The following is a 25,401-nucleotide window of genomic DNA, read 5'->3' on the forward strand; positions in this document are numbered from 1 at the left end:
TAGCTATGGGAACAAGCATTAAGCTGTTAGTGGGCCTGGGGAATCCAGGCCCCGAATACGAAAAAACCCGCCATAACGCGGGTTTTTGGTTAGTTGAAGACTTTTGTCGACGACACGGCGTTACATTATCCGCCGATACCAAATCAAAAGCACTAATAGGCCGTTATCAGCAAGGCGCTCACGATCTGCGCATTGTGCTACCCCAGAATTACATGAACCGCAGCGGCTTTTCTGTCGCACATATCGCCAATTTCTATAAAATTCCGCCAGAGTCGATACTCGTCGCATACGATGAACTCGACCTACCTCCTGGCATAGCGAAATTTAAAAAAGGCGGCGGCGCGGGTGGCCATAACGGCATTAAAGATATTATCGCGCAAATTGGCAGCCAGGACTTCCTGCGACTGCGAATTGGCATTGGGCATCCTGGGCACAAATCGAAAGTAACAGGTTTTGTGCTGGGTAAAGCGCCAGCAACTGAACAGCGACTCATTGATGACTGTATCGATGAAGCCAGTCGCAGTATTGACACATTAATGGAACAAGGCTGGACGGATGCGCTTCAACGCCTCCACAGCTACCGTCCTCAACAGAAAGGTTAACTCATCATGGGATTTCGGTGTGGTATTGTTGGTTTACCCAACGTCGGTAAATCCACGTTATTCAATGCCTTGACCAAAGCGGGTATTGAAGCAGCAAACTTTCCTTTTTGTACGATTGAGCCTAACACCGGTGTTGTTCCGGTTCCGGATACACGCCTGGACAAACTAGCCTCAATTGTTAAGCCAGAGAAAGTTCTGCCAACGACCATGGAGTTCGTTGACATTGCGGGTCTGGTAAAAGGCGCTTCAAAAGGCGAAGGCTTAGGTAACCAGTTCCTGGCTAATATTCGCGAAACTGACGCGATTGGGCACGTTGTCCGCTGCTTCGAAGACGATAACATTGTACACGTCAGTGGCGGCATTAACCCTGCTGATGACATTGACACAATTAATACCGAATTGGCATTAGCCGATTTAGACTCTGTCGAAAAGGCGCTACACCGGTTAGGTAAGAAAGCCAAAGGTGGCGACGCGCAGGCCAAGGCTGAAATTGCCGTTTTGGAAAAGCTAAAGCCAGCTCTTGATGAGGGGCACATGGCTCGCTCAGTAGAGTTAACGAAAGAGGACCGGGCGACTATTCGCTCATACAACTTGCTGACTCTCAAGCCAACTATGTACATTGCCAACGTCAATGAAGATGGCTTTGAAAATAACCCGCACTTAGATACTGTTCGCGAAATTGCTGCGGCTGAAAATGCGGTAGTGGTTCCTGTTTGTGCCGCCATCGAGTCAGAAATCGCTGAGCTGGATGATGCCGATAAAGAAGAGTTTCTATCGGAAATTGGTCAGGACGAACCGGGTCTTAACCGTGTGATTCGTTCTGGTTACGAGCTTTTGAATCTGCAAACTTATTTTACGGCAGGCCCTAAAGAAGTTCGGGCATGGACGGTTAAAGTCGGTTCTACAGCACCGCAAGCTGCGGGTCGTATTCACACGGACTTTGAAAAAGGCTTTATTCGTGCTGAAGTTGTCGGCTATGACGACTTCATCGAAAACAACGGCGAGCAAGGCGCAAAAGACGCCGGTAAATGGCGCCTGGAAGGTAAGGAATACATCGTTAAAGACGGTGACGTCATACACTTCCGTTTTAACGTCTAAGAATGTAATACTGCTTCAAAGCCGCTCCTTTTGAGCGGCTTTTTTTATTTTTCTGCTATATCTCCGTACATTGGAGCAAGTTTTGCCAGTAACTGGTTTTGAGCCGAAACAGGAATATTGTGCTTTTCCATTGCAATGATCAAATGCTCCACTAACGCGTTAAAATCAGCATGAGTTACACCCATGCCTTCATGGGATACTTTCATGGTGTCCCCACTGTAGTCGCATGGCCCACCAACCACATCGCAAACCTGTTCAGTAATAAGTTTATGAACGCGCACAATATCAACGCCATCGTAGTGATGCACAATACGCTCATCACCACCTACCCGGTATAACATCTCCTCAACTATTGAAGAAATCCCTTCTTTTTCTCCTAATTGCTGATAAAGACTTTGCCCCACCACCACTGGCGATAACAGCAGGAGAAACACGATACTTAATACTCTCATAGCTATTTCCTTTAAAACGCTGCTTGCAATGACAGATACCAGCCACTTTGGTCATCTAGACCTGCAATAGAACCTAAGTCGGTGTATGCACCTACAACAGAAACCGTCTTTGATGGAAAGTACGCCACAAAAACATCTTTCCAGGCGTCCTCTTTAGCAAAACTCAGGTTATCGGGCTTTTCCCGGAACTCAACACCGACAGCCCAATACCGGTTTAAAAATGCGGCCACAGAAGCTTCAGCCACCCACTTGGCATTCTGCTCATTATCACCACCAAAACCCAATAAACCAATCTGGTTTGCGCGCGTGCGACGTGCCGTTAAGTTAGCAACCCAAGTTCGATGAAATGGCCCATCCAACCAAGCTTTAGCAGCACTGACATACCAGTCAGTATCACTGTCATCTAATGCGCCAACCGCGCTAGGTAGAGAAAATTTCTGATTTTTCTTATATTGTGCTCCGACACTTAATTGAGGCCAGTCACCGTAAACCAGATTTCCAAATAGACGAACTTTTGCACCCACTACCTTCTGCTCGAGCTCTCCCCCTATCGTCGATAGGTCGAATGTCTGCTGAGCATAAGACAGTTCGACACGATTGTTCCAGGAAAGACTGGCTCCCTGAACGCTAAGTCGAAAGTCATCAACAGCGACTTCACTGATATTAACGGTCGCTCCCCACTCTCCAGTATCTGCGTAGGAGCTGAGCGTCGCCCAGGGAACAATTCCCCCACCTCCGGCTCCCTCAATAGTCGACGCGCCGCCTGTCGCTAGTAACTTTGACCCAGTATCGGCAAAAGTTGTTAACGGAGACACTGCAAGCACCAAAGCAGCTGCACTCAATAATCCTCGTTTAATCACAAGACTCTCCCTGTAGTCTGTTATTAAAATCATTAAAAGAAATTGGCTTGCTAAAGTAGAAACCCTGAAGAACATCACACTTCTGCTTTTTCAACCATTCCCAGCTTTCAGTGTCTTCAACTCCTTCCGCAACGACGCTTAACCCAAGTTCATGGGCAAGCTGAATTGTTGACCGAACAATTGACTGATCAACCGGGCTGCTCACTAGATATTGAACAAAAGCCCTATCTATTTTTAATTCAGTTACCGGCAAACGTCGCATTTGTTCCAGTGACGAATAACCCGTTCCGTAGTCATCAATAGAAACCTGATAACCTTTCTCCCTAAGCCAGGTTAATCGTTCAATCGCCGCATCCGGATCACTCACAATGGCACTTTCGGTCACTTCAAGGACCAAGTGTCTATTCAGTGCAGGCATATCTTTTTCAAGCTCAGCGATAACAGAAAGAATTTCGTCACTAAGCAAATCAATGGCAGAAAGGTTAATACTTAAACTAAAGCTGTCTGGCGCATTAAGATGCCGTAGGTAAGACGCAGACTGCCTGAATACCCATTGCGTCAGCTTTTTTATTAGCCCTGACTGTTCAGCCAGTGGAATAAATTCATCAGGCCCGACAAAACCAAGCTTTTCACTGTTCCATCTTAATAGGGCTTCCGCGCCTATGGTTTTTCCGCTTTGTGTTTCTATTTTTGGCTGAAGAAGCAAAGTCAGTTCATCATTTTCAGCCGCGTAGTCCAGGTGTTCCAGGATATCGAGCTTCCGCAAGTGCTGCTCATCAAGCCCTTCACTGTAAAAGAACACAAAGTCATGTTGTCGTTTAGCTTCCTGCGCACTCACCTGCGCCCGGCGTAACAACGTATCGAAGGCTTTGCCTTGTCGAGGAAACTCGACAGCACCAACATTAAAAGACACCGGATAATCACTTTCACCTACTTTTACGGGCTTTTCCAGAAATGAGTAGAGTTTCTGAATAAGCTTATGTTTCTCTGATAACTCCTGCTCAAAAACTAAGGCGAACTCATCACCGCCGATACGAGCTGATAGGCACTGTTCATCAAAATCTATAATCCGCTGAGCAACTTGTTTTAACACAAAGTCCCCGACCTCTTGGCCAAGGGTATCGTTCAATGTTCGGAATTTACGGATATTGACCAACAGTAATGTTCCTACTGAGCCGACCTTAAGCAACCCTTCTAAATCGGCGGCAAACTGGGTTCTATTCGGCAGCCGAGTCAGTTGATCGTGCGTTGCTTGAAAAGAGATACGCCGTTCACGCTCAGACACAGCCCCTTTCATTGACTCAAAGGTTATTGCTAATTCACCAAATTCATCGGCTCGCTTCTCAAGATTCAAGTCGCCATAGTCACCTTTTTGCAGTTGTTTAGCCGCTTCTGTCAGTCTTGAAAGCGGTCTTGAGACACTCCGTGCCATCAGTAAAGCAACAGCGCCAGCTATTAGCACAGCAAGCCCGCCAATCAACAACATTTGCAACTGAACACGGTGAAAGTCGGCCATAGCGTCCTCAAGTGACGACGACAACAGTACGTGCACCTGTTCCCCCTGCGAAGCATCAAGCAATGCCTCTTTCCCAACTAACGCTTGTTGCTCGAGCCAGTTAGGTAGATCGCTTTGACGTTTCAGCGCACTCTGCAAGTTAACCTGGACACCCGGCTCAAGGCTGGATGCTATTACCTTTTTTGAGGACTCATTCCAAAGCGTTATATCAGCATTCGCCAAATTTTGTAGCTCTGTCGCCAACTGAGAATCTATCTGAAAACCTAGAGTAGCCCAGGCAATAAGTTGCGGAGCCTTCACCGGAACCGTTATCAACTGAAACAGCTCACCATCAACAATGGCTAACTGCTGACCACTTGAGTCATTAGTAATTTCATCACCAATTGGGTGGGTGGCGGCAATCTCTACTCCTGTCGGCGTTCGTAGCACCATCAACTCAGTATTAATGCGCTCTCCGTGATTCACTAATACGGACACGATAGTGTCTTTATCACCGCTAGCTACCGCTCGTTTGAAGCCAAAGTCATCGGTCAACACTTGTGCCGCTTGCAGCAACAACTCACTGCGGCTATTCAGAAGTTCGCGAAAAACTCGTTCACTGACATTCAGCTCTTGAGCGATGGAGCGTTCAGCTTGTTGTTTTACACTAAAGCCCATTGCTGTCAGAGACAGTGCAATAGCCCCTGAAACAAGCAGCAATAGAATAACAACCAGTCTGGTGCGAAAGCGCCGAATCATAAATTACCTGTTCGGTTGAATCGTTGCTCTAGACGTGACTTTGGTTCCTTGTCTTCCTCTTCGTTTATCACATTTAACGACAGCGTTCTGTTTTCTCCATTCACCAAAGACACCTCTTTTGCCAACGTTAGATCCGAACCTATCAGCGGATGCCATAGACGAGCCTTTACTGATGACTCGCTCTGGATATTTATATCGAGAGTCACTTTGCCTTCTTCATCGGTTACCCAAGCGGTTTCTCGGTCAGTAATAATGATATGGGCTATCATTTGGTCATGAATATTGCAGCCTAATGTCACCAAACCCGGTTTATTAAAGCTTAATGTCGGCTTTTCTTCATTGGCGTATAACTTAAGCTCAAAAGGCTTAGGCTTCGAGAACGAATAGACATGATGACGAATATTGTCGCTGTTTGGGAAAGTGACTTCACTTCCGGCTTTTATAGCCGTCATAAAGGGTGTGAACTGACGATCAACCTGATCAATGATCGTTTTCTCGATTTTGAGCTCTGCATTGTCAGTCACATATTCGTTATCAACAATGACCACTGCATTTGGCAATGGCTTGTCCTTTGCGTCAACAATAGTCAGCGTCAGCTCTTCTGCATTAACCGTCATGACCGACAGAAAACACACGAAAGTGACCAAAAGGTAATTAAGCGCTCTCAAATGAAACTCCATTTTAGATTAATAATTCTAGATTACCCCACATCACAAATTTCGCAACTTTAGCTTACCTAATAAACTGATCTTCACCTCGCTCAGCTCGTAATGTGTTATACCTACTAAAGTTAACTTTGAATAAACACTTTGCCGCAGGAGGTTTACTTTATGACTCAAGGATATCGCACTGAAAGCGACAGTATGGGTGAAGTTCAGGTTCCTGAAGACGCGCTCTACGCGGCACAGACACAACGCGCGGTCGACAACTTCGCAATAAGCGGGTTAACGATGCCAACCGATATGATTCAGGCTATAGCCAGAGTCAAAGCCGCAGCAGCTAAAGCCAATACCAAAGTGGGCAGTTTAGAAGAAAAGCAGCGAGACGCAATTGTCAAAGCCGCCGAACAAATTATAAACGGTGAGCACCACGCCCATTTCCCTATCGACATTTTTCAAACGGGCTCGGGCACCAGCTCTAATATGAACGTCAATGAAGTTATCGCTAACTTGTGCGAACAGGACGGCGTTGACGTTCACCCCAATGACCACGTCAACCAGAGTCAATCGAGCAATGATGTCATACCTACGTCTATTCAAGTTGCTAGCGTGTTGGCCGTGGAGCAACGATTACAGCCAGCCATTAAACATTTAATGGAGGTTATTCGGAGTAAAGCTGTCGAGCTTCGGGACGTCGTAAAAACCGGACGAACCCACTTAATGGACGCAATGCCTATGACATTGGCGCAAGAGCTGGAAGCATGGGCTGGGCAGCTTAGTCATTCGGCAGAACAGCTACCACAATTGCTTCAGCACAGCCGTATTCTGCCCCAGGGCGGCACAGCGATAGGTACCGGAATTAATGCCCCAGAGGGCTTCGCAGAAGCTTTTTCAAAAGAACTCAGCGACTTCACTGGTACTGAATTTAAGACATCCCCAAATCCATTTACAGGCATTGCGGGACAAGAATTGAATCTGCAGTTACACGGCCAATTGAATACCCTGGCCACGACGCTGTTAAAAATAAGCAATGACTTACGCTGGATGAACAGTGGTCCACTAGCTGGCCTGGGGGAAATTCAGTTAACGGCACTTCAACCCGGCAGCAGCATAATGCCCGGTAAAGTAAACCCGGTAATACCGGAAGCCGTGGCTATGGTGGCTGCACAAGTTAACGGCAACCACACCACTATTACAACTGCGGCTCAGCAAGGAAACTTTCAGCTGAACGTTATGCTGCCCGTTGTGGCCTATAATTTACTACAGTCGATAGAGCTTCTGACAAACGGCTGTCATGCCTTAGCTGATAAAGCCATTAAAGATTTTGAAGTCAACGAAGAGCGCCTTAATGAAGCCTTGGCTAAAAACCCTATTTTAGTGACCGCGCTTAATCCTGTTATTGGTTACAGTAAAGCCGCTGAGATAGCGAAAAGGGCTTACCAAAACGGTCGCCCTATTATCGATGTTGCGGACGAAATGACCGATTTAGGACGTGAGCGCCTGGAACAACTATTAAACCCTAAAAAGTTAACAGAAGGTGGCGTTAGCCAATAACGGATTAAAGGAGTCGTACAATGAGTCAACCTCATGTCGTTATAACAGGAGCAAACCGGGGCATTGGTTTTGAATTTGCAAAGCAATATGCCGAAAAAGGCTACAAAGTGACGGCTGTTTGCCGTAATAACTCTAAGCAGTTAACCGAATTGGATGTCGACATTATAGAAGGTGTTGACGTTACCAAAGCTTCAGACTTGTTGCGCTTAAAAGAAACATTGGCCGACAAGAAAGTGGACATTTTGATCAATAACGCAGGGCTACTACACAAGGATGTTTTAGGTGAGCTGGACGCTGGTACCATTCGGGCGCAATTTGAGGTCAATGCATTAGCGCCCTTGCGGGTAACCGAGGCGTTACTGGATAACTTATCAAAAGGCAGCAAAATTGCGTTGATTACGAGCCGGATGGGCTCAATTGCAGACAACGGCTCGGGCAGCCGCTATGGCTACAGAATGTCTAAAGCCGCGTTAAATGCAGCGGGCAAGTCTCTTTCTATTGATCTAAAAGACAAAGGCATTGCTGTCGCGATACTGCATCCAGGCTTCGTCCAGACCGACATGGTCAATCATGCGGGGGATATTCCGGCAGAAACGGCGGCCGAACGACTCATGCAACGAATCGACGAACTTTCAATGGAGTCGACGGGCGAGTTTTATCACAGTAATGGTGATCCTCTTCCATGGTGATTTGACTCCTTTTTAATCAAATGACTGTTTTTTTGCACAAACGCGCTGCTTTATCGTATTTTTTCTCAAAAATAGGTTGACGGGTTGCGGAGCGATTTGCATAATACGCGCCGCACTCACAGAGAGCGGAAAGTTAAAAAAGTTGGCTACGTAGCTCAGCTGGTTAGAGCACAGCACTCATAATGCTGGGGTCGCAAGTTCGAATCTCGCCGTAGCCACCAACTTAACTGAGAAATGTGCGGACGTGGTGGAATTGGTAGACACGCTGGATTTAGGTTCCAGTGCCTCACGGCGTGAGAGTTCAAGTCTCTCCGTCCGCACCAACTCTCTCTCAGGGTAGCTAAAATTGGGGCATAGCCAAGCGGTAAGGCAGCGGGTTTTGATCCCGCGATTCCCAGGTTCGATCCCTGGTGCCCCAGCCATTAGCTTCTTTAATTTATTTTGTGATTGCTGTCCTTAGTTGGATGGGGCATAGCCAAGCGGTAAGGCAGCGGGTTTTGATCCCGCGATTCCCAGGTTCGATCCCTGGTGCCCCAGCCATACTAACTACTGTTGCGGTGGTGGCGGAATTGGTAGACGCGCTAGCTTCAGGTGCTAGTGTCCGAAAGGACGTGAGGGTTCAAGTCCCTCCCTCCGCACCACAACAGACAATGGCCACCTCAGGGTGGTTTTTTTGTGCCTGTTTTTAGTCTCACTTCCCTGTACTCACCTAATCTCCAATAGCTTGCTTTATTAAGAAGTTTTTCAGCAACGGCGCTTTTGCCGCGGTTAACGAGACATCAGCAATGAACCGCGCTAGTGGATGAGTACTGCGCCAGCTAACTTGCAGCACGTCCATCAGACGCATCATTTTAGCGTTTTCAAATTTTCGTTGTTTTTCGTATACGTTAAGCGCCTGAGCCACTGGCTTGTTAGATAATTCGTTGAGCAAGCACTGAATATCGGCGAAACCCAGGTTAACCCCCTGCCCCGCCATAGGATGAATACTGTGTGCCGAGTCCCCTAAAAGCGCAATACAACCATTAGAGGTATAATATAATGCGTGCTTACGCTGCAAAGGAAAGCTAGCCGCTTTTATGACGCGAAATTTTCCGACACGAGGCTCGAACACAGAATACAAATGTTTCTGAAGCGCCGACTCATCGTGCTCAAGCGCCCTAATGCTGGCTCTTTCATCGTAGTCAATGAGGCAGGCTTTTGTATCAGACAATGGCAGTAACGCATAAGGTCCCTGCGGTCTGAATACTTCCCAGGTCTCCGGCTCTATAGGCTGCTCTAGTTCGACATTGGCCAGCAAACAGCGTTGATCGTAGTCCCAACCGCGGTAGCCAATACTACTGAGTTTCGCAATAATGGAGTTTGCGCCATCACACCCGAGCAGTAAATCAAAAGGTATGAGTTCGTTGTTCGTCAGCCTAACCGTTTTCTGCTGACTGTCTAACGAGTCAATACGCTGCTCAGTAACGAAATCGACATTGTCATAGTCGCGTAAGCACTGCCAAAGCGAAGACTGTAACGCATTGTTTTCTACCATAACTCCCAGTGATGTCAGACCCACTTCACTGGCATCAAAGGTTAAGCTCCGCCCTGACTGAGTAGTCACGGTTAACCGTTGGTAGTCTTTTACTTTGCCTGGCTCAATAACACCATGAATGCCAAGTGATAAAAGCCACTGCCAGTTAGCGGCATTCACAGATGAAATTCTGAGGTCCCAATTATTGCCTTGGTTGTCGAGTGACGGTGGGTTGCTCTCAAATAATTTAACGTGGGCCCCAGCTTTCGCGAACGCAAGCGCCGAAGCCGCACCAACCATACCACCACCATTTATGACAACTGTTAAATCTTGCATAGAACCGCAAAAGCCTGTGATTTTAAGTTCTCTATAAATAACACATTTTTAGTGTCTTTTCCGTTATCATGAGCAGATTCAGCGGTAGAAACATCACATTTTTTAAGAGCACACGAATGCCAACAACAGACACCTCTCAAAAAGCCGTTATTCTCGCCTCGTTTTTAATTTTAAGCGCGGAAGCGAGCTTTGCTGGTGTGAGTGCTCTGGTAAAATTCATCAGCCAGGATCAACCCTTCGAGCAACTGGTCTTTTTTCGCAACTTAACCGCATTTTTAGTGTTACTGCCATGGCTTTGGCGAAAAGGTACCAGCTCTTTAAAAACAACACGGCTCGGCTTGCACTTAGTCAGAGCGGCTGCCGGCATCACTGCAATGTATCTCTTCTTTTATGCCATTGCCACCATACCGCTTGCTCAAGCCACATTGGTACTGCTGTTATCCCCATTCCTAATTCCCGTTATTGGCTGGCTTTGGTTAAAGGATTATGTCGCCCGCCAAACCTGGCTGGCTATTGCCCTTGGTTTTGTTGGTGTGTTTATTTTCCTCGACCCAATGAACAGTGAACTGTCTCCGGTCATTGCTGTGGCATTTTTAGCAGCAGCTTTAGCCGCATTTACTAAGACCGTAATACGTCGTATGTCCAGCACAGAATCGGCCAGCAAAATCGTGTTTTACTTTTCGGCATTAGCCACAATTGCGTCGGGCATTCCTTTACTTTGGTTATGGGAGCCTATTCCGAGCCATCATTGGTTTGGTGTTTTAGCGATGGGTTTACTGGCCGTATACGGTCAGTTAGCTATGACCAAAGCCTTTTCCATTGCTCCTCCGGCAAAAGTCGGCGTATTTACTTACAGCTCTGTTATTTTCGCCGCACTGCTGGGTTTTTGGCTGTTTAATGAAGCACTTGCCTGGCACATGTTATGGGGTGCTCTCATCATATTTGTGGCGGGTTATTTTGCAATACGTTCGCGTCGTAAAAGCTAGCAAATTCGTGTTTGGCAATTTGCCCCAATAAACGATAAAATATGCGGTCTTAATTCTAGAACCTATCAACCATCGAGTAGTCATGAGCAAGAAGTTATATATCAAAACATGGGGTTGTCAGATGAACGAGTACGATTCAGCGAAAATGGCTGACTTACTCAAATCGACGCACGGGTACGATGTTGCAGAAGAAGCAGAAGACGCTGATCTGATCTTACTGAATACCTGCTCCATTCGCGAAAAAGCTCAGGAAAAGGTTTTCCATCAGCTAGGTCGTTGGAAAAACCTTAAGCAGAAAAAGCCAGACTTACTCATTGGCGTGGGTGGCTGCGTGGCTTCGCAAGAAGGCGATGAAATACGTTCACGCGCGCCTTTCGTCGACATTATATTTGGACCGCAGACATTGCACCGTTTACCAGAAATGGTTAACCAAGTCAGCGAAACCCATGCGCCGATGGTTGATGTATCTTTCCCTGAAATTGAGAAATTCGACCGTTTACCGGAGCCCAAAGCAGACGGCGCTAGCGCGTTCGTTTCTATTATGGAAGGCTGCAGCAAATACTGCTCGTTCTGTGTAGTTCCTTATACTCGTGGTGAAGAAGTCAGCCGCCCTGTTGACGATGTCATTTATGAAATTGCACAACTGGCAGATCAAGGCGTGCGCGAAGTTAACCTTTTGGGTCAAAACGTAAATGCCTACTTGGGTGAGCACTTTGACGGCACTCAATGTCGCTTTGCTGAGTTACTTCACCTGGTTGCAGCCATTGATGGTATTGACCGTATTCGTTACACAACGTCGCATCCGGTTGAGTTTACTGACGACATTATTGAAGCGTATACAACCATCCCTGAGTTGGTCAGTCACCTGCACTTGCCGGTGCAAAGTGGCTCAGACCGCGTACTAACAATGATGAAACGCGGCCATACTGCGCTTGAATACAAATCTAAAATGCGTGCATTAAAGAGAGCACGTCCAGATATTGCCCTATCATCTGACTTTATTATTGGCTTTCCGGGCGAGTCCGATGCCGATTTTCAGGCTACGATGGATTTGATCCAGGCAGTTGATTTTGACATGAGTTTCAGCTTTATTTATAGCGCACGTCCGGGCACTCCGGCCGCAGACTTACCTGACGATGTTTCAGAAGAAACGAAAAAGCAGCGCTTGCAAATTTTACAGCAGCGGCTGAACCAACAGTCTATGGCACATGCGCGACGTATGCTGGACACCGAGCAGAGAATTCTGGTCACCGGACCATCGAAGAAAAACCCGATGGAACTGTCAGGCAGAACGGAAAACAACCGGGTTGTAAACTTTGTTGGGCAGCCCCATATGATAGGCCAGTTCGTCGATGTTCGTATCACTGAAGTGTTACCGAACAGTTTACGTGGTGAGCTTATTCGCGAAGAAGGCGACATGGGGCTGCGTGTCGACACCGCGCCCGAAACTATTTTACAAAGAGGCAAACTCAACGAACCCGATGAATTGGGTGTTGTGAAAATGCCTCCCCAAGCGAGTTAAAGAGGAATCGATTGAGTCCACAAACGCAAACGCTAGATTTTGAATTGGAGCCGACGGATTCTCGTCGGCTTTCTAACCTCTGCGGGCCTTTAGATGAGAACCTGCAGCATATAGAGCGCCGCCTGGGCGTTGAAATTACCCATCGTGGTCACCAGTTCCGTCTAATTGGCAATGCCAAAACCGTTTCTTCGGTACATCAGCTGCTGCTGGATTTATATGTCGATACTGCGCCAATGAAAGGTCGTGACGGCCAAATTGAACCAGAGCAGGTACACCTAGCCATTCAACAAGCCAAGGTACTTGAACAAGATGGCGACAAAGGCAACCCAGCCGCAGAAAAAATGACACACATTAAGACCAAACGCGGTCTTATTAAGCCACGCAACCATAACCAGGCTGAGTACGTCCGGTCCATTTTGGCACACGATGTGAACTTTGGTATTGGGCCTGCCGGAACAGGTAAAACTTACTTAGCCGTGGCTTGTGCCGTTGACGCGCTTGAGCGACAGGAAGTTCGCCGTATTCTACTCACCCGTCCTGCAGTCGAAGCGGGTGAAAAGCTCGGGTTCTTACCCGGTGACTTAGCGCAAAAGGTAGACCCCTATTTAAGACCGCTTTATGACGCTCTATTTGAAATGCTTGGCTTTGAAAAAGTTGAAAAGCTTATTGAAAGAAACGTCATTGAAGTGGCACCACTGGCTTATATGCGCGGTCGTACTCTGAACGATGCCTTTATCATTCTCGATGAAAGTCAAAACACCACCTGCGAACAAATGAAAATGTTCCTGACACGTATTGGCTTTAATTCACGAGCGGTAATTACCGGCGATATTACACAGGTCGACTTGCCACGTGGCCAACGCTCTGGTTTAAGACACGCCATTGAGGTTCTACACAAAGTGTCCGATGTGAGCTTTACGTTCTTCCAGGCCGGCGATGTTGTCAGACACCCGGTTGTTCAGCGTATCGTTCAGGCCTACGACGAGTTCGATAAACGTTCATGAGTAAAGTCACGGTCGATTACCAAATAGCAGAAGGTATAGAGTCTGCCCCGGAAGAGTCTATTATAGTAACCGCAGTTAATGCGGTTGCTGACATACTTGCACTCGACAAGCCTTTAGAAATGACGGTTAGAGTTGTAGCCGATAAAGAGGCCGCACAACTCAATCATCAATTCCGAGAGAAAGACTACCCCACGAATGTGCTGTCATTTCCGTTTGAAAGTCCTGTGGAGCTACCGGTGCAATTACTGGGTGATTTGGTCATCTGTCAAAGCGTGGTTGAACGCGAGGCAGAAGAGCAACATAAGTCATCCATCGCCCACTGGACGCACATGGTAATACACGGTACTCTGCACCTCTTAGGTTACGACCATATACAAGAAGAAGATGCGGTCGAAATGGAAGCTTTAGAGCGGAAAGTTATGGCCTCTCTCGACCATCCAGACCCATACGAAATTACAAGCAACACGGAGCAAACACTTTAATGAGCGACGACAACCCCCACTCAGCCAACGGCTCGTCGGGTAAATCTTGGGCAGCCAAGTTATTACAAATATTCACCGGTGAGCCGAAAAGCAGAGAAGAACTCGTCGATTTAATACAGGACGCCGAAGAACGCGACCTGATTGATAACGATACCAAGGAAATGATTGAAGGTGTCCTGGACGTTGCTGAACTCAAAGTTCGCGACATTATGATTCCACGCTCACAAATGGTCACTATCGATGTGCATCAAAGCGTTGAAGAGTTTCTGCCTATCGTTATCGAATCACAGCACAGCCGCTACCCTGTCGTCACTGATAACAAAGACCAGGTTGAGGGCATTCTTCTGGCAAAAGACTTGCTCAGCTATGGCTTTAACGCCACTGACGAAGGATTCTCGCTAGATAAAGTGATGCGCCCTGCTGTTATTGTTCCAGAAAGCAAACGTGTTGACGTTTTACTGAAAGACTTCCGCTCAAACCGCTACCATATGGCTATTGTTGTCGATGAGTACGGCGGTGTCTCAGGGCTTGTTACGATAGAAGATATTCTCGAAGAAATTGTCGGCGAAATTGAAGATGAAACCGATATCAATGAAAATGACGACAAACAAAACATTCGTCGTTTAAGCCCGACTCGATACTCAGTTAAAGCATTAACCACTATTGAAGACTTTAACGAGTACTTTAAGTCAGAATTCAGCGACGAAGAGCACGACACAGTAGGCGGCTTAATCGCTCATGGCTTTGGGCATCTTCCACAAGCTGGAGAAGAAATTACCTTAGGCAATTTCACTTTCCGTATTACTAACGCCGACAAACGACGGATTCAGCAACTTCAAGTAAGCATTCAAGAAGTCGAGTCTTCGGAGAACGCCGAATAATGAAGAAACGCTGGGGGAGTAAGCTTAACTCTCTGTTCTTGCTTTTGTCCGGAGCATCTTTAACTCTGGCATACTCCCCGTTCAACTGGCATTGGTTGCCTTTTATTATTTTACCTTTGGTTCTGAAAGTCATTTGGCCAATGGCTCCGAAGCGAGCTTTTTATGCGGGGTTAACCTTTGGCTTTGGCTGGTTTAGCGCAGGGTTGAGTTGGATTTACGTTAGCATTGACCAGTATGGTGGTTTACCAATTTACGCCACCCTTCTTATTCTACTACTGCTGTTTCTTTACTTGTCGTTATTCCCTGCACTTGCATTCGGGCTTTGGCAAAAATTGTCACACCGAAGCATACAGTGGCGTTTCTCACTTCCTCTTATTTGGCTGGGCTTTGAGTTACTTCGGGGCTGGCTGTTCACAGGCTTTCCATGGCTTAGTCTTGGCTACACGCAAACCGACGGTGTATTTGCCAATTTAGCGCCTCTGGTTGGCGAATCTGGCATTACTGTCGCCTTATGGCTAACAGCACTGTCTATTTTAATGGCTGTAAAATATCATCGTCCACTACTCTTAATTGTGCCACTTGTATTACTCACGGTTTCAAACTTAAGTTACAAATTGCAGCCTACCTGGCGAAGTACCGAGTTAACCAGTGTACTGTTGGTACAAGGCAACATTCAGCAGTCACTGAAGTGGCAAGCCGAACAGCAGTGGCCAAATATTCTGCGTTATCTCGACTTAACGCGACCTAAATTCAATCATGATATTGTGATTTGGCCTGAGTCTGCGGTAACCGCTTTAGAGCCTTATGCGCAGGACGTTCTGAACACGATGGAGCAATCTGCGTCGGTTAACGACTCAGCGTTAATTACTGGCATTATCGATTACGACAGACTCAATGACGCCTTTTATAACAGTGTTATTGTGCTTGATGATGACACCTACCAATATGGTGGCGAAAACCGTTATCAAAAACACCACTTGCTCCCAATTGGTGAATTCGTGCCTTTTGAAGACATTTTGCGTCCAATAGCTCCGCTGTTTAATTTACCCATGTCCTCTTTTAGCCGGGGCGGTTATCAGCAGCCTAACCTGGAAGCAAATAACAGAAAGCTGTCTATGGCCATTTGCTACGAAATAGCTTTTCCTCAGCAGGTTCGGGACAATACCTTTGAAGACACTGACTTTTTGGTCACTATAAGTAATGACACTTGGTTTGGCGACTCTCACGGGCCTTGGCAACACATGCAAATATCCCGAATGCGAGCGCTTGAATTGCAGCGCCCTCTTTTACGGGCAACGAATAACGGTGTCACTGCTATTGTCGATGAGTTTGGTCAGTTTATCGAAAAAGCTCCGCAATTTAAGGCTGCAACCGTTTCAGCCGAGCTTTACCCAGTTAATGGCGATACCTGGTACAAGCGGTTTGGTTTATGGGGCGCTTTTATACTTGCGCTTTTAGGACTGCTTCCCGCGGGATTGACAAAAGCCCGTAATAAGCGATCTCAAGCGTAGTCATAACGCCCTAAAATCAGTACACTATTAGGCTGTGTGTTCAGTGTGTCAGCAGAGCCTATATCTGCAATTATTATTTGTACTTTCTACAGGAATATCATTATGGAAAATATTTTCGATGCTATTTTGTTTGCCGTTCTGGTTGCCGCTGGTGGTTTAGGCCTAAGCAGCTGGTTGATGCTATTTGGTATCGATAAGTCTGCCCCTGCAGAAGTGAAACAACGTTCTGTATTTGAGTATGGCTTTTTTGGTTTAGCAGGCATCGTTGTCATGCTTGTCATGTGGTACGCCATCAGTTAATTCACTTTATTGCACCAACGGAAGTAAGCAGGACTATGCAAGAACAATATAACCCCAACAAAATTGAAACTGCTATGCAAAAACGCTGGCAGGAGCAAGACGTTTTTACCGCAAAAGAAGAACCGGGCAAAGACAAGTTCTACTGTTTATCAATGTTTCCTTACCCCAGCGGTAAGTTACACATGGGACACGTCCGTAATTACACGCTCGGCGACGTCATTAGCCGTCACCAGCGTATGTTAGGTAAAAATGTGCTACAGCCAATGGGTTGGGATGCGTTCGGCCTGCCTGCTGAAAATGCCGCTATCCAAAACAAAACGGCTCCCGCTAAATGGACCTATCAGAACATCGACTACATGCGCGACCAGCTGAAAAGCTTAGGCTTTGGCTATGACTGGAACCGCGAAGTAGCAACCTGCTCGCCCGACTACTACCGTTGGGAGCAATGGTTCTTTACCAAGCTTTATGAAAAAGGTTTGGTTTATAAAAAGAACGCCACTGTGAACTGGGACCCTGTCGATCAAACGGTTTTAGCAAATGAGCAAGTTATTGACGGAAAAGGCTGGCGCTCCGGTGCGACCGTAGAGCAAAAGGAAATTCCACAGTGGTTTATAAAAATCACTGACTACGCAGAAGAGTTGCTAGACGATCTTGACCAACTCGACGGTTGGCCAGAGCAAGTTAAAGCAATGCAACGTAACTGGATTGGACGCTCAGAAGGTGTCGAAGTCGACTTTTCTGTCAATGGTTATGAGCAACCTCTCAAAGTCTATACCACCCGTCCTGACACTATTTATGGCGTCACTTATATGGGCGTTGCCGCTGGTCACCCGCTGGCAAAAGAAGCCGCCAAAAACAATAGCGAGCTGGCTGCCTTCATAGAAGACTGCAAGAACAATAAGGTCGCTGAAGCTGATATCGCTACCATGGACAAGCTGGGCATGGATACTGGCTTTAAAGCAGTGCACCCTATGACAGGCGAGGAAATTCCAGTATGGGTCGCTAACTTCGTGCTGATGGATTATGGCTCAGGCGCTGTAATGGCAGTACCAGCCCACGACCAACGCGACTGGGAATTCGCAACCAAATATGACTTGCCGATAAAACCAGTTATTGAGCCTTTATCCGGCGATAATGACATTGCTAAAGCGGCTATTACGGAAAAAGGCACAGTCATCAATTCTGATCGTTTCAACGGGTTAAGCTCAGCAGATGCTTTTGACGCCATAGCGAAAGAACTCAATGAGAAAGGAATCGGCGAGAAAAAAGTGAATTATCGCCTGAGAGACTGGGGAGTTTCGCGCCAGCGTTACTGGGGCACACCCATTCCTATGCTGAACCTGGAAAATGGTGAGTCTGTACCTGTTCCTGAAGAACAACTGCCGGTGAAATTACCAGAAGATGTCGTTATGGATGGTGTTAACTCACCAATCAAGTCTGATCCCCAATGGCGTAAAACTGAATATAACGGTATGCCGGCTGAGCACGAAACCGATACCTTTGATACCTTTATGGAGTCATCCTGGTATTACGCTCGCTATTGCAGTGCGCAAACTCATGACGCGATGTTAGATCCTGAGAAAGCAAACTACTGGCTGCCGGTGGATCAATATATTGGCGGTATTGAGCATGCGATACTGCATTTACTGTACGCTCGCTTTTTCCACAAACTGCTTCGTGATACCGGCTTAGTCGAGTCTGACGAGCCGTTTAAGCGCTTGCTGTGTCAGGGTATGGTGTTAGCAGACAGCTATTACCGTGATACCGAAAAAGGTGGTAAAGAATGGTTCTCGCCGCTGGATGTTGATGTTCAACGCGACGAAAAAGGCGCTATTTCAGGGGCTACATTAAAAGCGGACGGTAAACCCGTTGAAGTCGCCGGCATGAGTAAAATGTCGAAGTCTAAGAATAACGGTATTGACCCGCAAACCATGGTAGAGCGATACGGTGCTGACACCGTGCGCTTGTTTATGATGTTTGCGGCACCACCAGAAATGACATTGGAATGGTCTGATTCTGGTGTTGAAGGCGCTCAGCGTTTCCTACGTCGTTTGTGGAAACTCACTTTCGATTTTATTAACGCCGGTGGCTATGTCTCTGGTGAAACGTTGAATTCTCAGCAAAAGAACTTACGCCGTGAGCTGCACAAAGCTATAGCCAAAGTCAGTGATGATATGGGCCGCCGCCAGCATTTTAATACGGCTATTGCGGCTATTATGGAGTTACTGAATCACCTTCAGAAAGCCCCCATGGAAACATCTGCCGACCGTCAGGTGCTAGGTGAAGCCATTGATGCTGTCGTTCGTATGCTAGCCCCTATTACACCACACATTTGTGAACAGCTTTGGATTGAGCTCGGTCATGAAGAACCATTGTCGTTTACTGCATGGCCAGATGTCGACGAAAGCGCTTTGGTTGAAGATGAAAAGCTTATCGTGGTTCAAATAAATGGGAAGGTTCGCGCCAAGCTGACCGTTCCTGCTGACGCTTCTGCCGAGCAAGTCGAACAACAAGCATTCGACGATGAGTCAGTGCAAAAGCACATTGAAGGGAAAGACATACGTAAGAAAATCTACGTTCCCGGCAAAATTCTCAATATTGTTGTTGGTTAATGACGATGAGAATAATGAGCCGGCTACTACTGAGTCTAACAATGTTAGCCACACTCTCAGGGTGTGGCTTTCAGTTGCGTGGTGACTACCAGTTGCCTCCCAACCTGGACTCAATGGCATTACACTCTAAGGTGTCAAAAGAGCTAGCCTCGCAAATGGAACAGCGATTAGTACACTCGGGTATTAACGTCGTAGAAAGCGGCAATAGTTATCAGTTAGCTCTACTTTCTGACAAGCTCGAACGCCGCACCCTGTCATTATTCGAAAGCGGACAGGTGGCAGAATACGAGTTACTTTACCAAGTGAACTATCAGCTCTTAAAAGACGACCAGGTATTAGTCGAAAGAACTGCTGAAGTTGCCCGCGATTACCAGGACGACCCAAACTTTGCCCTGGCAAAAACTCGGGAGCGTGAAATGTTGGTTAACGAAATGCGGGCTGAAGCATCGCGAATTATCCTTCAGCAAATTGTCTCTGAACTGTCGCAATAACGGAGCGTTAAGTGCAGACCTTGTATCCCGAACAACTCAACCAGTACCTTGAACGCTCGGGCGTTCCTCCCGTACTGCTGCTGTTCGGCGATGACTTACTGCTGCGCATGGATGCTATAGATTCTATCCGCCAGCACTTTGGTCAGGATGCTGAAAAGTACCATTGGATACAATCAAAAGACTTTGACTGGAAGCAACTCAGTGAGCTTGAACAGTCAATGAGTTTGTTCGGTAGCAACACACTCATCGAACTCGAACTCCCTGAAAACAAACCCGGTAAAGAGGGCTCAAACGCTTTGCACAGCTATGCAAGCCAGCTTCCGGAAAACCATACTCTTGTGGTCATTGGCAGTTATTTAAAAAAAGAACATCAAAACAGTCGTTGGTTTAAGTCGTTATCTCAGCATGGGCCTTTAATAAGAACGCAAAGCCCCGATAAAGGCCGACTCCCCGCCTTTATTCATAAGCGAGCTCAAAAATACCAGTTACAGCTAGCAAACGGTGTTCCTGAGTTATTGTCTGATTGGTTCGAGGGGAATCTACTAGCACTCGATCAGGAACTTCGTAAATGGCAACTGCTCAGTGACTCGGGCATTATCACTCAAGATTTTCTGACCGATGCCAGCAGTGATTCCAGCCGCTTTAATGTATTCGCCTTACAAGAAAGTATTCAGGCCGGTAATTATAAAGAAGCTCTGCACAGACTTACGCGTTTACTTGATGAAGAAAACGACTTTCACCGTTTTGCCTGGATTTTGCAAAGAGAAGTGCAACTGCTGACCACCCTTAAAAACAGTGGTAACAACCTTGATGTCTCTGCTGTTTTTCGCCGTAATATGATTTGGTCCAACCAACAACCTGGCTATATGAAGCGCGCAGAGTCTTTGTCTATAGACGCTTTGCATCAGTTACACTACCTAATCGAACGCTTAGAAATGGCATTAAAACAGGACAGCGGCGAATCTCCGCTAATATTAACTGTTCATTTGCTCGGGCTGCTTTGCCAGCAAGGCACGAACCACTTAAACACCACCGAGTATTTAAACACTTTCTCTCAACCATTTCAGACTGAACATTCTTTTATTTCACTATGATTCGGGCATTCTTCGGTGGCACTTTTGACCCTATCCATAACGGTCATTTAAAAACATCCAGCGCACTGATGAAAGAACTCGGAATAGACCGGCTTGCGTTTATGCCTAGTGCTATTCCCCCACATCGTACGCAGCCAGAAGCTTCAGCTGAACAGAGACTCGACATGGTTAAGCTTGCTTGCAAAGACTATCCCGGTTTTGAGGCTGAAGACTGGGAGTTACAACAATCACGCCCTTCCTATACTGCAGCCACACTCGCTGAGCTTTCTGAACGCTTTCCTAACGATACACTTGTTTTTGTTATGGGAATGGACTCGCTGATGAGCCTGAATCGTTGGCACAAATGGCGGGAAATCGTTCAATATGCGCATATCGTAGTGATGCCTCGCAGTGGTGTGCCTTTTGCGCCGCAAGGTGGCGAGCTTGAAACTTTTATAGCTCAACACAGAGTTAACCAACCGAGCGACTTAGAAAGTGCCAAAAACGGCAAGCTTTATATTGCCCAAACTCCTCTTATCGACATTTCCGCAACCGAACTTCGCGAACAGTTACACAAACGCCCTGCGTCGCCGCCAATTCCTGAATCTGTTTACAAGTACATTAAAGAAAACAAACTGTATTTGTAGCTGAACAGAGCCGCGATAATCTGTTAAACTTAGCGGTTGAAACAAAACTTAAAATCGAATGGAGACCCTCCTTTGCAGGCAGAAGAATTACGCGATTTTGTCATTGATAAAATTGAAGATATAAAAGCTCGTGACATACAAGTTCTTGATGTGCACGATAAAACCGACGTTGCTGACTTTATGGTCATTTGCTCGGGTAGCTCTAAAACACACGTTAAGAGCATTGCCGAGTACCTGGCAACGGAAGCCAAGCATGCAGGCTTCCCACCTATTGGAATTGAAGGTGGTGAGCAGTCGGAATGGGTCTTAGTTGACCTGGGTGATGTGGTTTTACATGTTATGCAGGAAACCATCCGCGACTTTTACCAATTAGAAAAACTTTGGGGTCAGTAAGTGCACATTCAATTACTTGCGGTTGGCACCAAAATGCCAACCTGGGTAAAAGAAGGTTTTGACCAATACCAGAAGCGTTTCCCAAATGACTGTAAGCTTGTTTTGACCGAAATTGCGGCTCACAAACGCACCAAAAAGGCCGATGTGAACCGAATAATGCAAGAAGAAGGCAAGGCGCTTATTCAGGCTATCCCTAAAGGCAATAAAGTCATTACACTAGAAGTTAACGGCAAAGCCTGGGACACACCTAAGCTGGCAAAGCAACTCTCGGCCTGGCAAATGGATGGTCGCGATGTTACGTTGCTGGTTGGTGGTCCTGAAGGTTTATCAGATGAATGTCTGTCATTGGCAGAGCAGCGTTGGTCGTTATCGAATTTAACTTTGCCGCACCCAATGGTTCGATTAATTGTTGCGGAAAGCCTTTACCGGGCATGGAGTTTGAATAATAATCACCCTTATCACAGAGAATAATAACGATAATAATGCGCCAGCGCACAACCATACGTGATCACGAAGCCGAATCTGCTATTTTTGCCCGCCGTGCGATGGTCGCCATCGTTATTGTTGTGGCCGTCTTTGTACTGTTGGCCTCCAATATGTTCCACTTGCAAGTCAGTGAGCACAACGAACTGCAAACCCGGTCTAACGACAATCGCATAAAGCTTGTGCCTTTAGCCCCTAATCGAGGGCTTATTTACGACAGAAATGGCGTTCTTCTGGCTGAGAACAAACCCATATACAGCATTGATGTGACCCCGGAAGAAGTCAATGATCTCAATGCAACACTTTCGCAATTACAAAGTTTGCTGGGCTTTTCAGATGATGTGCTCCAACAGTTCGAACAAAACCTAAAGAGTCAACGTCGCTTTAATAATGTCCCGCTTCTGGATAACGTCAGTGAAACAGACCTGGCAATTTTCGCCGCACACCAACATAAATTCCCCGGGGTCAGCCTGGAAGCCCGACTTATTCGAAGTTACCCGTATGCAGACTTGTTGACTCATGCCGTTGGTTACGTCGCAAAAATTAATCAGCAAGACGTTAACCGCCTTAAAGAGCAAGGGGAGCTTGCAAATTATGCTGCCAGCCGAACCATCGGCAAACTGGGCATTGAGAAATATTATGAAAAACAATTACACGGCACGGTCGGTTTCCAGAGTGTTGAAGTCAATAACCGCGGACGAGCTGTTCGCACGTTAAGTACAGAGGCGCCCGAGCCTGGTATTGATGTTATTCTTGAACTCGATATTGAACTACAGAAAAAAGCGGTTGAACTACTGGGAGAAAATCGAGGCTCTATTGTTCTCATGGACAATGAAACTGGTGGAATACTAGCTATGGCAAGCACTCCAAGTTACAACCCTAACTGGTTCGTCAATGGTATTTCTGTTAAACAGTATCGCTCTTTATTAACCTCAAAAAACAGCCCTTTATTAAACCGTGCGACTCAAGGAGCTTACCCTCCTGCCTCCACGGTAAAGCCACAAATTGCATTATTAGGTCTTGAGGACGGTACTATTACCAAAGATACCCGAATTTGGGATCCGGGCTGGTTTGAAATTAAAGGTGTGGATAGACGCTATCGAGATTGGCTGGCCTGGGGTCACGGCTGGGTTGATGTTACCACGGCCATAACCGAAAGCTGCGATACCTTCTACTATGATATGTCACTGAAGTTAGGCATCGATAAAATGTCAGATTTTATGACTAAATTTGGCTTTGGAGAGATTACCGGGCTCGATATTCACGAAGAAGTGCCTGCCCTCATGCCGTCTCGCGGTTGGAAAAGAGCCCGTTTTGGCCAGCCATGGTATGCCGGTGAAACATTATCTGTCGGAATTGGCCAAAGTTACTGGACCGCAACGCCCATGCAGCTAGCGGTTGCTACAGCTATTGTCGCCAATGAAGGTGAGTACGTCATTCCCCGCTTGCTGCGCGGCACCATAGACGAAGGGCAAGTGTCTGAAGCATTGATTACTCATAATAAACCGATAGAGCTTAATAATGCGTCGAACTGGACAGTCATTAAAAACGCCATGAAAATGGTCAACATGGATGACACCGGTACCGCCCGTTCAGCCTTTAAAGACGCTGAATACAGCTCAGCCGGGAAAACAGGTACGGCGCAGGTTCGAAGCCTCGGAGAAGACGAAGAATATAACGCAGAAGACATTGCAGAGCGCTATCGCGATAACGCCATGTATGTCGGCTACGCCCCCGCAACTGACCCTAAAGTGACTATTGTTGTTGCTATTGAAAACTCACTCGGCGGTGGCGGTAGTGTTGCAGCTCCCGTTGCGCGGAGAATGCTCGATGAATGGCATTCACGTTACATGATAAACGACAACGATCAGGCAAATCATAATGCTGACAACTGAAGAGAGGCAGCGGAACCCGCTGCTGAAAAAAATTCACATTGACGGACCATTGTTTCTGGCTCTTGTTGCCCTTTCTGTTGTCAGTTTGTTCGTAATTTTTAGTGCGTCAGGCCAGGACATGGCCATGATGCAACGCCAATCTGTTCGAATTCTGGCGTCTTTTGTTGTCCTATTCGTTCTGGCGCAAATTCCGCCCCGGGCATTAAGCCGCCTGGCGGTTCCATTATTTATTGCTGCTGTGCTTCTACTCGTTGCCGTTCTTGCTTTTGGAGAAATGGGCAAAGGTGCACAGCGCTGGCTCGATGTTGGCCCGGTAACGATACAACCTTCAGAAATTATGAAGCTGGCAATGCCGTTAATGCTCGCCTGGTATATGGATAGGCGGCAAATCCCCCCCACTCTGACACACTTGTTTGGTGGTCTCATTCTGGTATTGGTTCCCACCCTACTAATAGCTAAACAACCCGATTTGGGGACCTCTTTAATTGTTGCCAGTGCAGGGGTTTTTGCCATTTTCCTGGCCGGTCTCAGTTGGCGATTGGTGATGACGGCCGGCATTGCCGCTGCGGCTTTTGCTCCGGTACTCTGGTTTTATCTCATGCATGACTACCAGCGTGAACGTGTCCTGACCTTTTTAAATCCGGAGCGTGATCCTCTGGGGAGCGGTTATCATATTATTCAGTCACAGATAGCAATAGGCTCTGGCGGAATTGACGGTAAAGGATGGCTGCAGGGCACGCAGTCGCAGCTCGAGTTTCTTCCCGAGCGACACACCGACTTTATCTTTTCAGTATTCAGTGAGGAATTTGGTCTGACAGGTGTCGTTTTACTCTTAGCTCTCTACGGCTTTGTTATTTTGCGCGGGCTTATCCTCGCTATGCGTGCTCAGGATATATTCAGCAAGTTATTAGCAGGCTCTATAACGCTTACCTTCTTTGTGTATGTTTTTGTAAATATTGGTATGGTTTCAGGACTCTTACCCGTTGTTGGGGTACCATTACCCTTAATTAGTTACGGTGGCACCTCAATGGTGACGCTCATGGCCGGCTTTGGCATATTAATGTCGATAGCCACTCACCATAGGCTCATCATTAATAATTAAAA

Annotated in this window: 24 protein-coding genes and 5 tRNA genes; 24 read left to right on the forward strand and 5 right to left on the reverse strand. The window is 46.8% G+C overall.

All coding sequences use genetic code 11. The features are described from left to right. Window positions 1–5 precede the first annotated feature (5 nt). The gene (gene pth / locus BLT32_RS02740; protein ID WP_053952778.1) at window positions 6–602 is read left to right on the forward strand and encodes an aminoacyl-tRNA hydrolase; all 597 of its coding nucleotides are present in this window, start codon (window positions 6–8) and stop codon (window positions 600–602) included. 6 nt (window positions 603–608) lie between these two features. Then, window positions 609–1,700 (forward strand): redox-regulated ATPase YchF, encoded by a 1,092-nt coding sequence (gene ychF, locus BLT32_RS02745; RefSeq protein ID WP_053952779.1) that lies wholly within the window; start codon window positions 609–611, stop codon window positions 1,698–1,700. 44 nt (window positions 1,701–1,744) lie between these two features. Here ychF and BLT32_RS02750 read toward each other — a convergent pair whose 3' ends face one another. Genes BLT32_RS02750 through BLT32_RS02765 form a run of 4 tightly spaced genes read right to left on the reverse strand, consistent with a single transcriptional unit; the run spans window position 1,745 to window position 5,934 of the window. After that, window positions 1,745–2,152 carry a group I truncated hemoglobin gene (locus BLT32_RS02750; protein ID WP_053952780.1) on the reverse strand — a complete coding sequence of 136 codons (408 nt, stop codon included), beginning with the start codon at window positions 2,150–2,152 and terminating at the stop codon, window positions 1,745–1,747. An 11-nt stretch (window positions 2,153–2,163) separates the two neighbouring features. Next, window positions 2,164–3,009 (reverse strand): DUF3034 family protein, encoded by an 846-nt coding sequence (locus BLT32_RS02755; protein WP_407716537.1) that lies wholly within the window; start codon window positions 3,007–3,009, stop codon window positions 2,164–2,166. Continuing rightward, complete coding sequence (locus BLT32_RS02760; RefSeq protein WP_053952781.1) at window positions 3,005–5,266, reverse strand: putative bifunctional diguanylate cyclase/phosphodiesterase; 2,262 nt, start codon at window positions 5,264–5,266, stop codon at window positions 3,005–3,007. Before BLT32_RS02760 ends, BLT32_RS02755 begins: the two co-directional genes overlap by 5 nt. Then, window positions 5,263–5,934 (reverse strand): cupredoxin domain-containing protein, encoded by a 672-nt coding sequence (locus BLT32_RS02765; protein WP_053952782.1) that lies wholly within the window; start codon window positions 5,932–5,934, stop codon window positions 5,263–5,265. The genes BLT32_RS02760 and BLT32_RS02765 overlap by 4 nt, the downstream gene beginning before the upstream one ends. A 162-nt stretch (window positions 5,935–6,096) precedes the next feature. Here BLT32_RS02765 and BLT32_RS02770 point away from each other — a divergent pair, with 162 nt between their 5' ends. The 7 genes from BLT32_RS02770 (at window position 6,097) to BLT32_RS02800 (ending at window position 8,809) form a co-directional block, all read left to right on the forward strand. After that, entirely contained in the window at window positions 6,097–7,479 is a 1,383-nt protein-coding gene (locus tag BLT32_RS02770) for a class II fumarate hydratase (RefSeq protein WP_053952783.1), read from the forward strand. 20 nt (window positions 7,480–7,499) lie between these two features. Continuing rightward, a complete protein-coding gene (locus BLT32_RS02775; RefSeq protein ID WP_053952784.1) occupies window positions 7,500–8,168 on the forward strand; it encodes an SDR family oxidoreductase in 669 nt (222 codons plus the stop codon). 144 nt (window positions 8,169–8,312) lie between these two features. Next, window positions 8,313–8,389, forward strand: a tRNA-Met gene (locus BLT32_RS02780). Between the two features lie 17 nt (window positions 8,390–8,406). Continuing rightward, a tRNA-Leu gene (locus BLT32_RS02785) sits at window positions 8,407–8,491 on the forward strand. A gap of 24 nt (window positions 8,492–8,515) precedes the next feature. Further along, window positions 8,516–8,590 (forward strand) — tRNA-Gln (locus tag BLT32_RS02790). Between the two features lie 43 nt (window positions 8,591–8,633). Further along, window positions 8,634–8,708: transfer RNA gene (locus tag BLT32_RS02795), tRNA-Gln, on the forward strand. 14 nt (window positions 8,709–8,722) lie between these two features. After that, window positions 8,723–8,809: transfer RNA gene (locus BLT32_RS02800), tRNA-Leu, on the forward strand. Between the two features lie 68 nt (window positions 8,810–8,877). Here the strand turns inward: BLT32_RS02800 and BLT32_RS02805 are convergent. Continuing rightward, window positions 8,878–10,017: an FAD-dependent monooxygenase gene (locus tag BLT32_RS02805; protein ID WP_053952785.1), complete on the reverse strand. Its 1,140-nt coding sequence runs from the start codon at window positions 10,015–10,017 to the stop codon at window positions 8,878–8,880. A 116-nt stretch (window positions 10,018–10,133) separates the two neighbouring features. Here BLT32_RS02805 and BLT32_RS02810 point away from each other — a divergent pair, with 116 nt between their 5' ends. The 15 genes from BLT32_RS02810 to rodA all read left to right on the forward strand — a co-directional run bounded on the left by BLT32_RS02810 (window position 10,134) and on the right by rodA (window position 25,399). Continuing rightward, complete coding sequence (locus tag BLT32_RS02810; RefSeq protein ID WP_053952786.1) at window positions 10,134–11,003, forward strand: DMT family transporter; 870 nt, start codon at window positions 10,134–10,136, stop codon at window positions 11,001–11,003. An 82-nt stretch (window positions 11,004–11,085) separates the two neighbouring features. Next, window positions 11,086–12,525, forward strand: a complete 1,440-nt coding sequence (miaB, locus tag BLT32_RS02815) for a tRNA (N6-isopentenyl adenosine(37)-C2)-methylthiotransferase MiaB (RefSeq protein WP_074668869.1) — start codon at window positions 11,086–11,088, stop codon at window positions 12,523–12,525. Between the two features lie 11 nt (window positions 12,526–12,536). Further along, window positions 12,537–13,529, forward strand: a complete 993-nt coding sequence (locus BLT32_RS02820; protein ID WP_053952788.1) for a PhoH family protein — start codon at window positions 12,537–12,539, stop codon at window positions 13,527–13,529. Next, window positions 13,526–14,011, forward strand: a complete 486-nt coding sequence (gene ybeY, locus BLT32_RS02825; RefSeq protein WP_053952789.1) for an rRNA maturation RNase YbeY — start codon at window positions 13,526–13,528, stop codon at window positions 14,009–14,011. The genes BLT32_RS02820 and ybeY overlap by 4 nt, the downstream gene beginning before the upstream one ends. Beyond that, window positions 14,011–14,892 (forward strand): CNNM family magnesium/cobalt transport protein CorC, encoded by an 882-nt coding sequence (corC, locus tag BLT32_RS02830; RefSeq protein ID WP_053952790.1) that lies wholly within the window; start codon window positions 14,011–14,013, stop codon window positions 14,890–14,892. The genes ybeY and corC overlap by 1 nt, the downstream gene beginning before the upstream one ends. Beyond that, complete coding sequence (gene lnt / locus BLT32_RS02835) at window positions 14,892–16,403, forward strand: apolipoprotein N-acyltransferase (protein ID WP_053952791.1); 1,512 nt, start codon at window positions 14,892–14,894, stop codon at window positions 16,401–16,403. Before corC ends, lnt begins: the two co-directional genes overlap by 1 nt. Window positions 16,404–16,505: 102 nt before the next feature. Beyond that, window positions 16,506–16,703, forward strand: coding sequence for a hypothetical protein (locus BLT32_RS02840; protein WP_053952792.1), 198 nt, complete (start codon window positions 16,506–16,508; stop codon window positions 16,701–16,703). Window positions 16,704–16,738: 35 nt separating this feature from the next. Continuing rightward, on the forward strand, window positions 16,739–19,315 hold the full coding sequence (leuS, locus tag BLT32_RS02845; RefSeq protein WP_053952793.1) for a leucine--tRNA ligase: 2,577 nt from the start codon (window positions 16,739–16,741) through the stop codon (window positions 19,313–19,315). Between the two features lie 41 nt (window positions 19,316–19,356). Continuing rightward, entirely contained in the window at window positions 19,357–19,806 is a 450-nt protein-coding gene (locus tag BLT32_RS02850) for an LPS-assembly lipoprotein LptE (protein ID WP_235443943.1), read from the forward strand. A gap of 11 nt (window positions 19,807–19,817) precedes the next feature. After that, on the forward strand, window positions 19,818–20,900 hold the full coding sequence (gene holA, locus BLT32_RS02855) for a DNA polymerase III subunit delta (protein ID WP_053952794.1): 1,083 nt from the start codon (window positions 19,818–19,820) through the stop codon (window positions 20,898–20,900). Further along, complete coding sequence (nadD, locus tag BLT32_RS02860) at window positions 20,897–21,526, forward strand: nicotinate-nucleotide adenylyltransferase (protein WP_053952795.1); 630 nt, start codon at window positions 20,897–20,899, stop codon at window positions 21,524–21,526. Before holA ends, nadD begins: the two co-directional genes overlap by 4 nt. Before the next feature lie 72 nt (window positions 21,527–21,598). Next, window positions 21,599–21,919, forward strand: coding sequence for a ribosome silencing factor (gene rsfS, locus BLT32_RS02865; protein ID WP_053952796.1), 321 nt, complete (start codon window positions 21,599–21,601; stop codon window positions 21,917–21,919). Continuing rightward, on the forward strand, window positions 21,920–22,390 hold the full coding sequence (gene rlmH, locus BLT32_RS02870; protein ID WP_053952797.1) for a 23S rRNA (pseudouridine(1915)-N(3))-methyltransferase RlmH: 471 nt from the start codon (window positions 21,920–21,922) through the stop codon (window positions 22,388–22,390). It abuts the gene before it with no gap. A gap of 11 nt (window positions 22,391–22,401) precedes the next feature. Then, window positions 22,402–24,297, forward strand: coding sequence for a penicillin-binding protein 2 (gene mrdA, locus BLT32_RS02875; RefSeq protein ID WP_053952798.1), 1,896 nt, complete (start codon window positions 22,402–22,404; stop codon window positions 24,295–24,297). After that, window positions 24,284–25,399, forward strand: coding sequence for a rod shape-determining protein RodA (rodA, locus tag BLT32_RS02880; protein WP_053952799.1), 1,116 nt, complete (start codon window positions 24,284–24,286; stop codon window positions 25,397–25,399). The genes mrdA and rodA overlap by 14 nt, the downstream gene beginning before the upstream one ends. The last annotated feature ends 2 nt before the right edge of the window (window positions 25,400–25,401 follow it).

Origin of the sequence: Idiomarina zobellii (assembly GCF_900100855.1) — a bacterium.
GTDB classification, from domain to species: Bacteria; Pseudomonadota; Gammaproteobacteria; order Enterobacterales; family Alteromonadaceae; genus Idiomarina; species Idiomarina zobellii.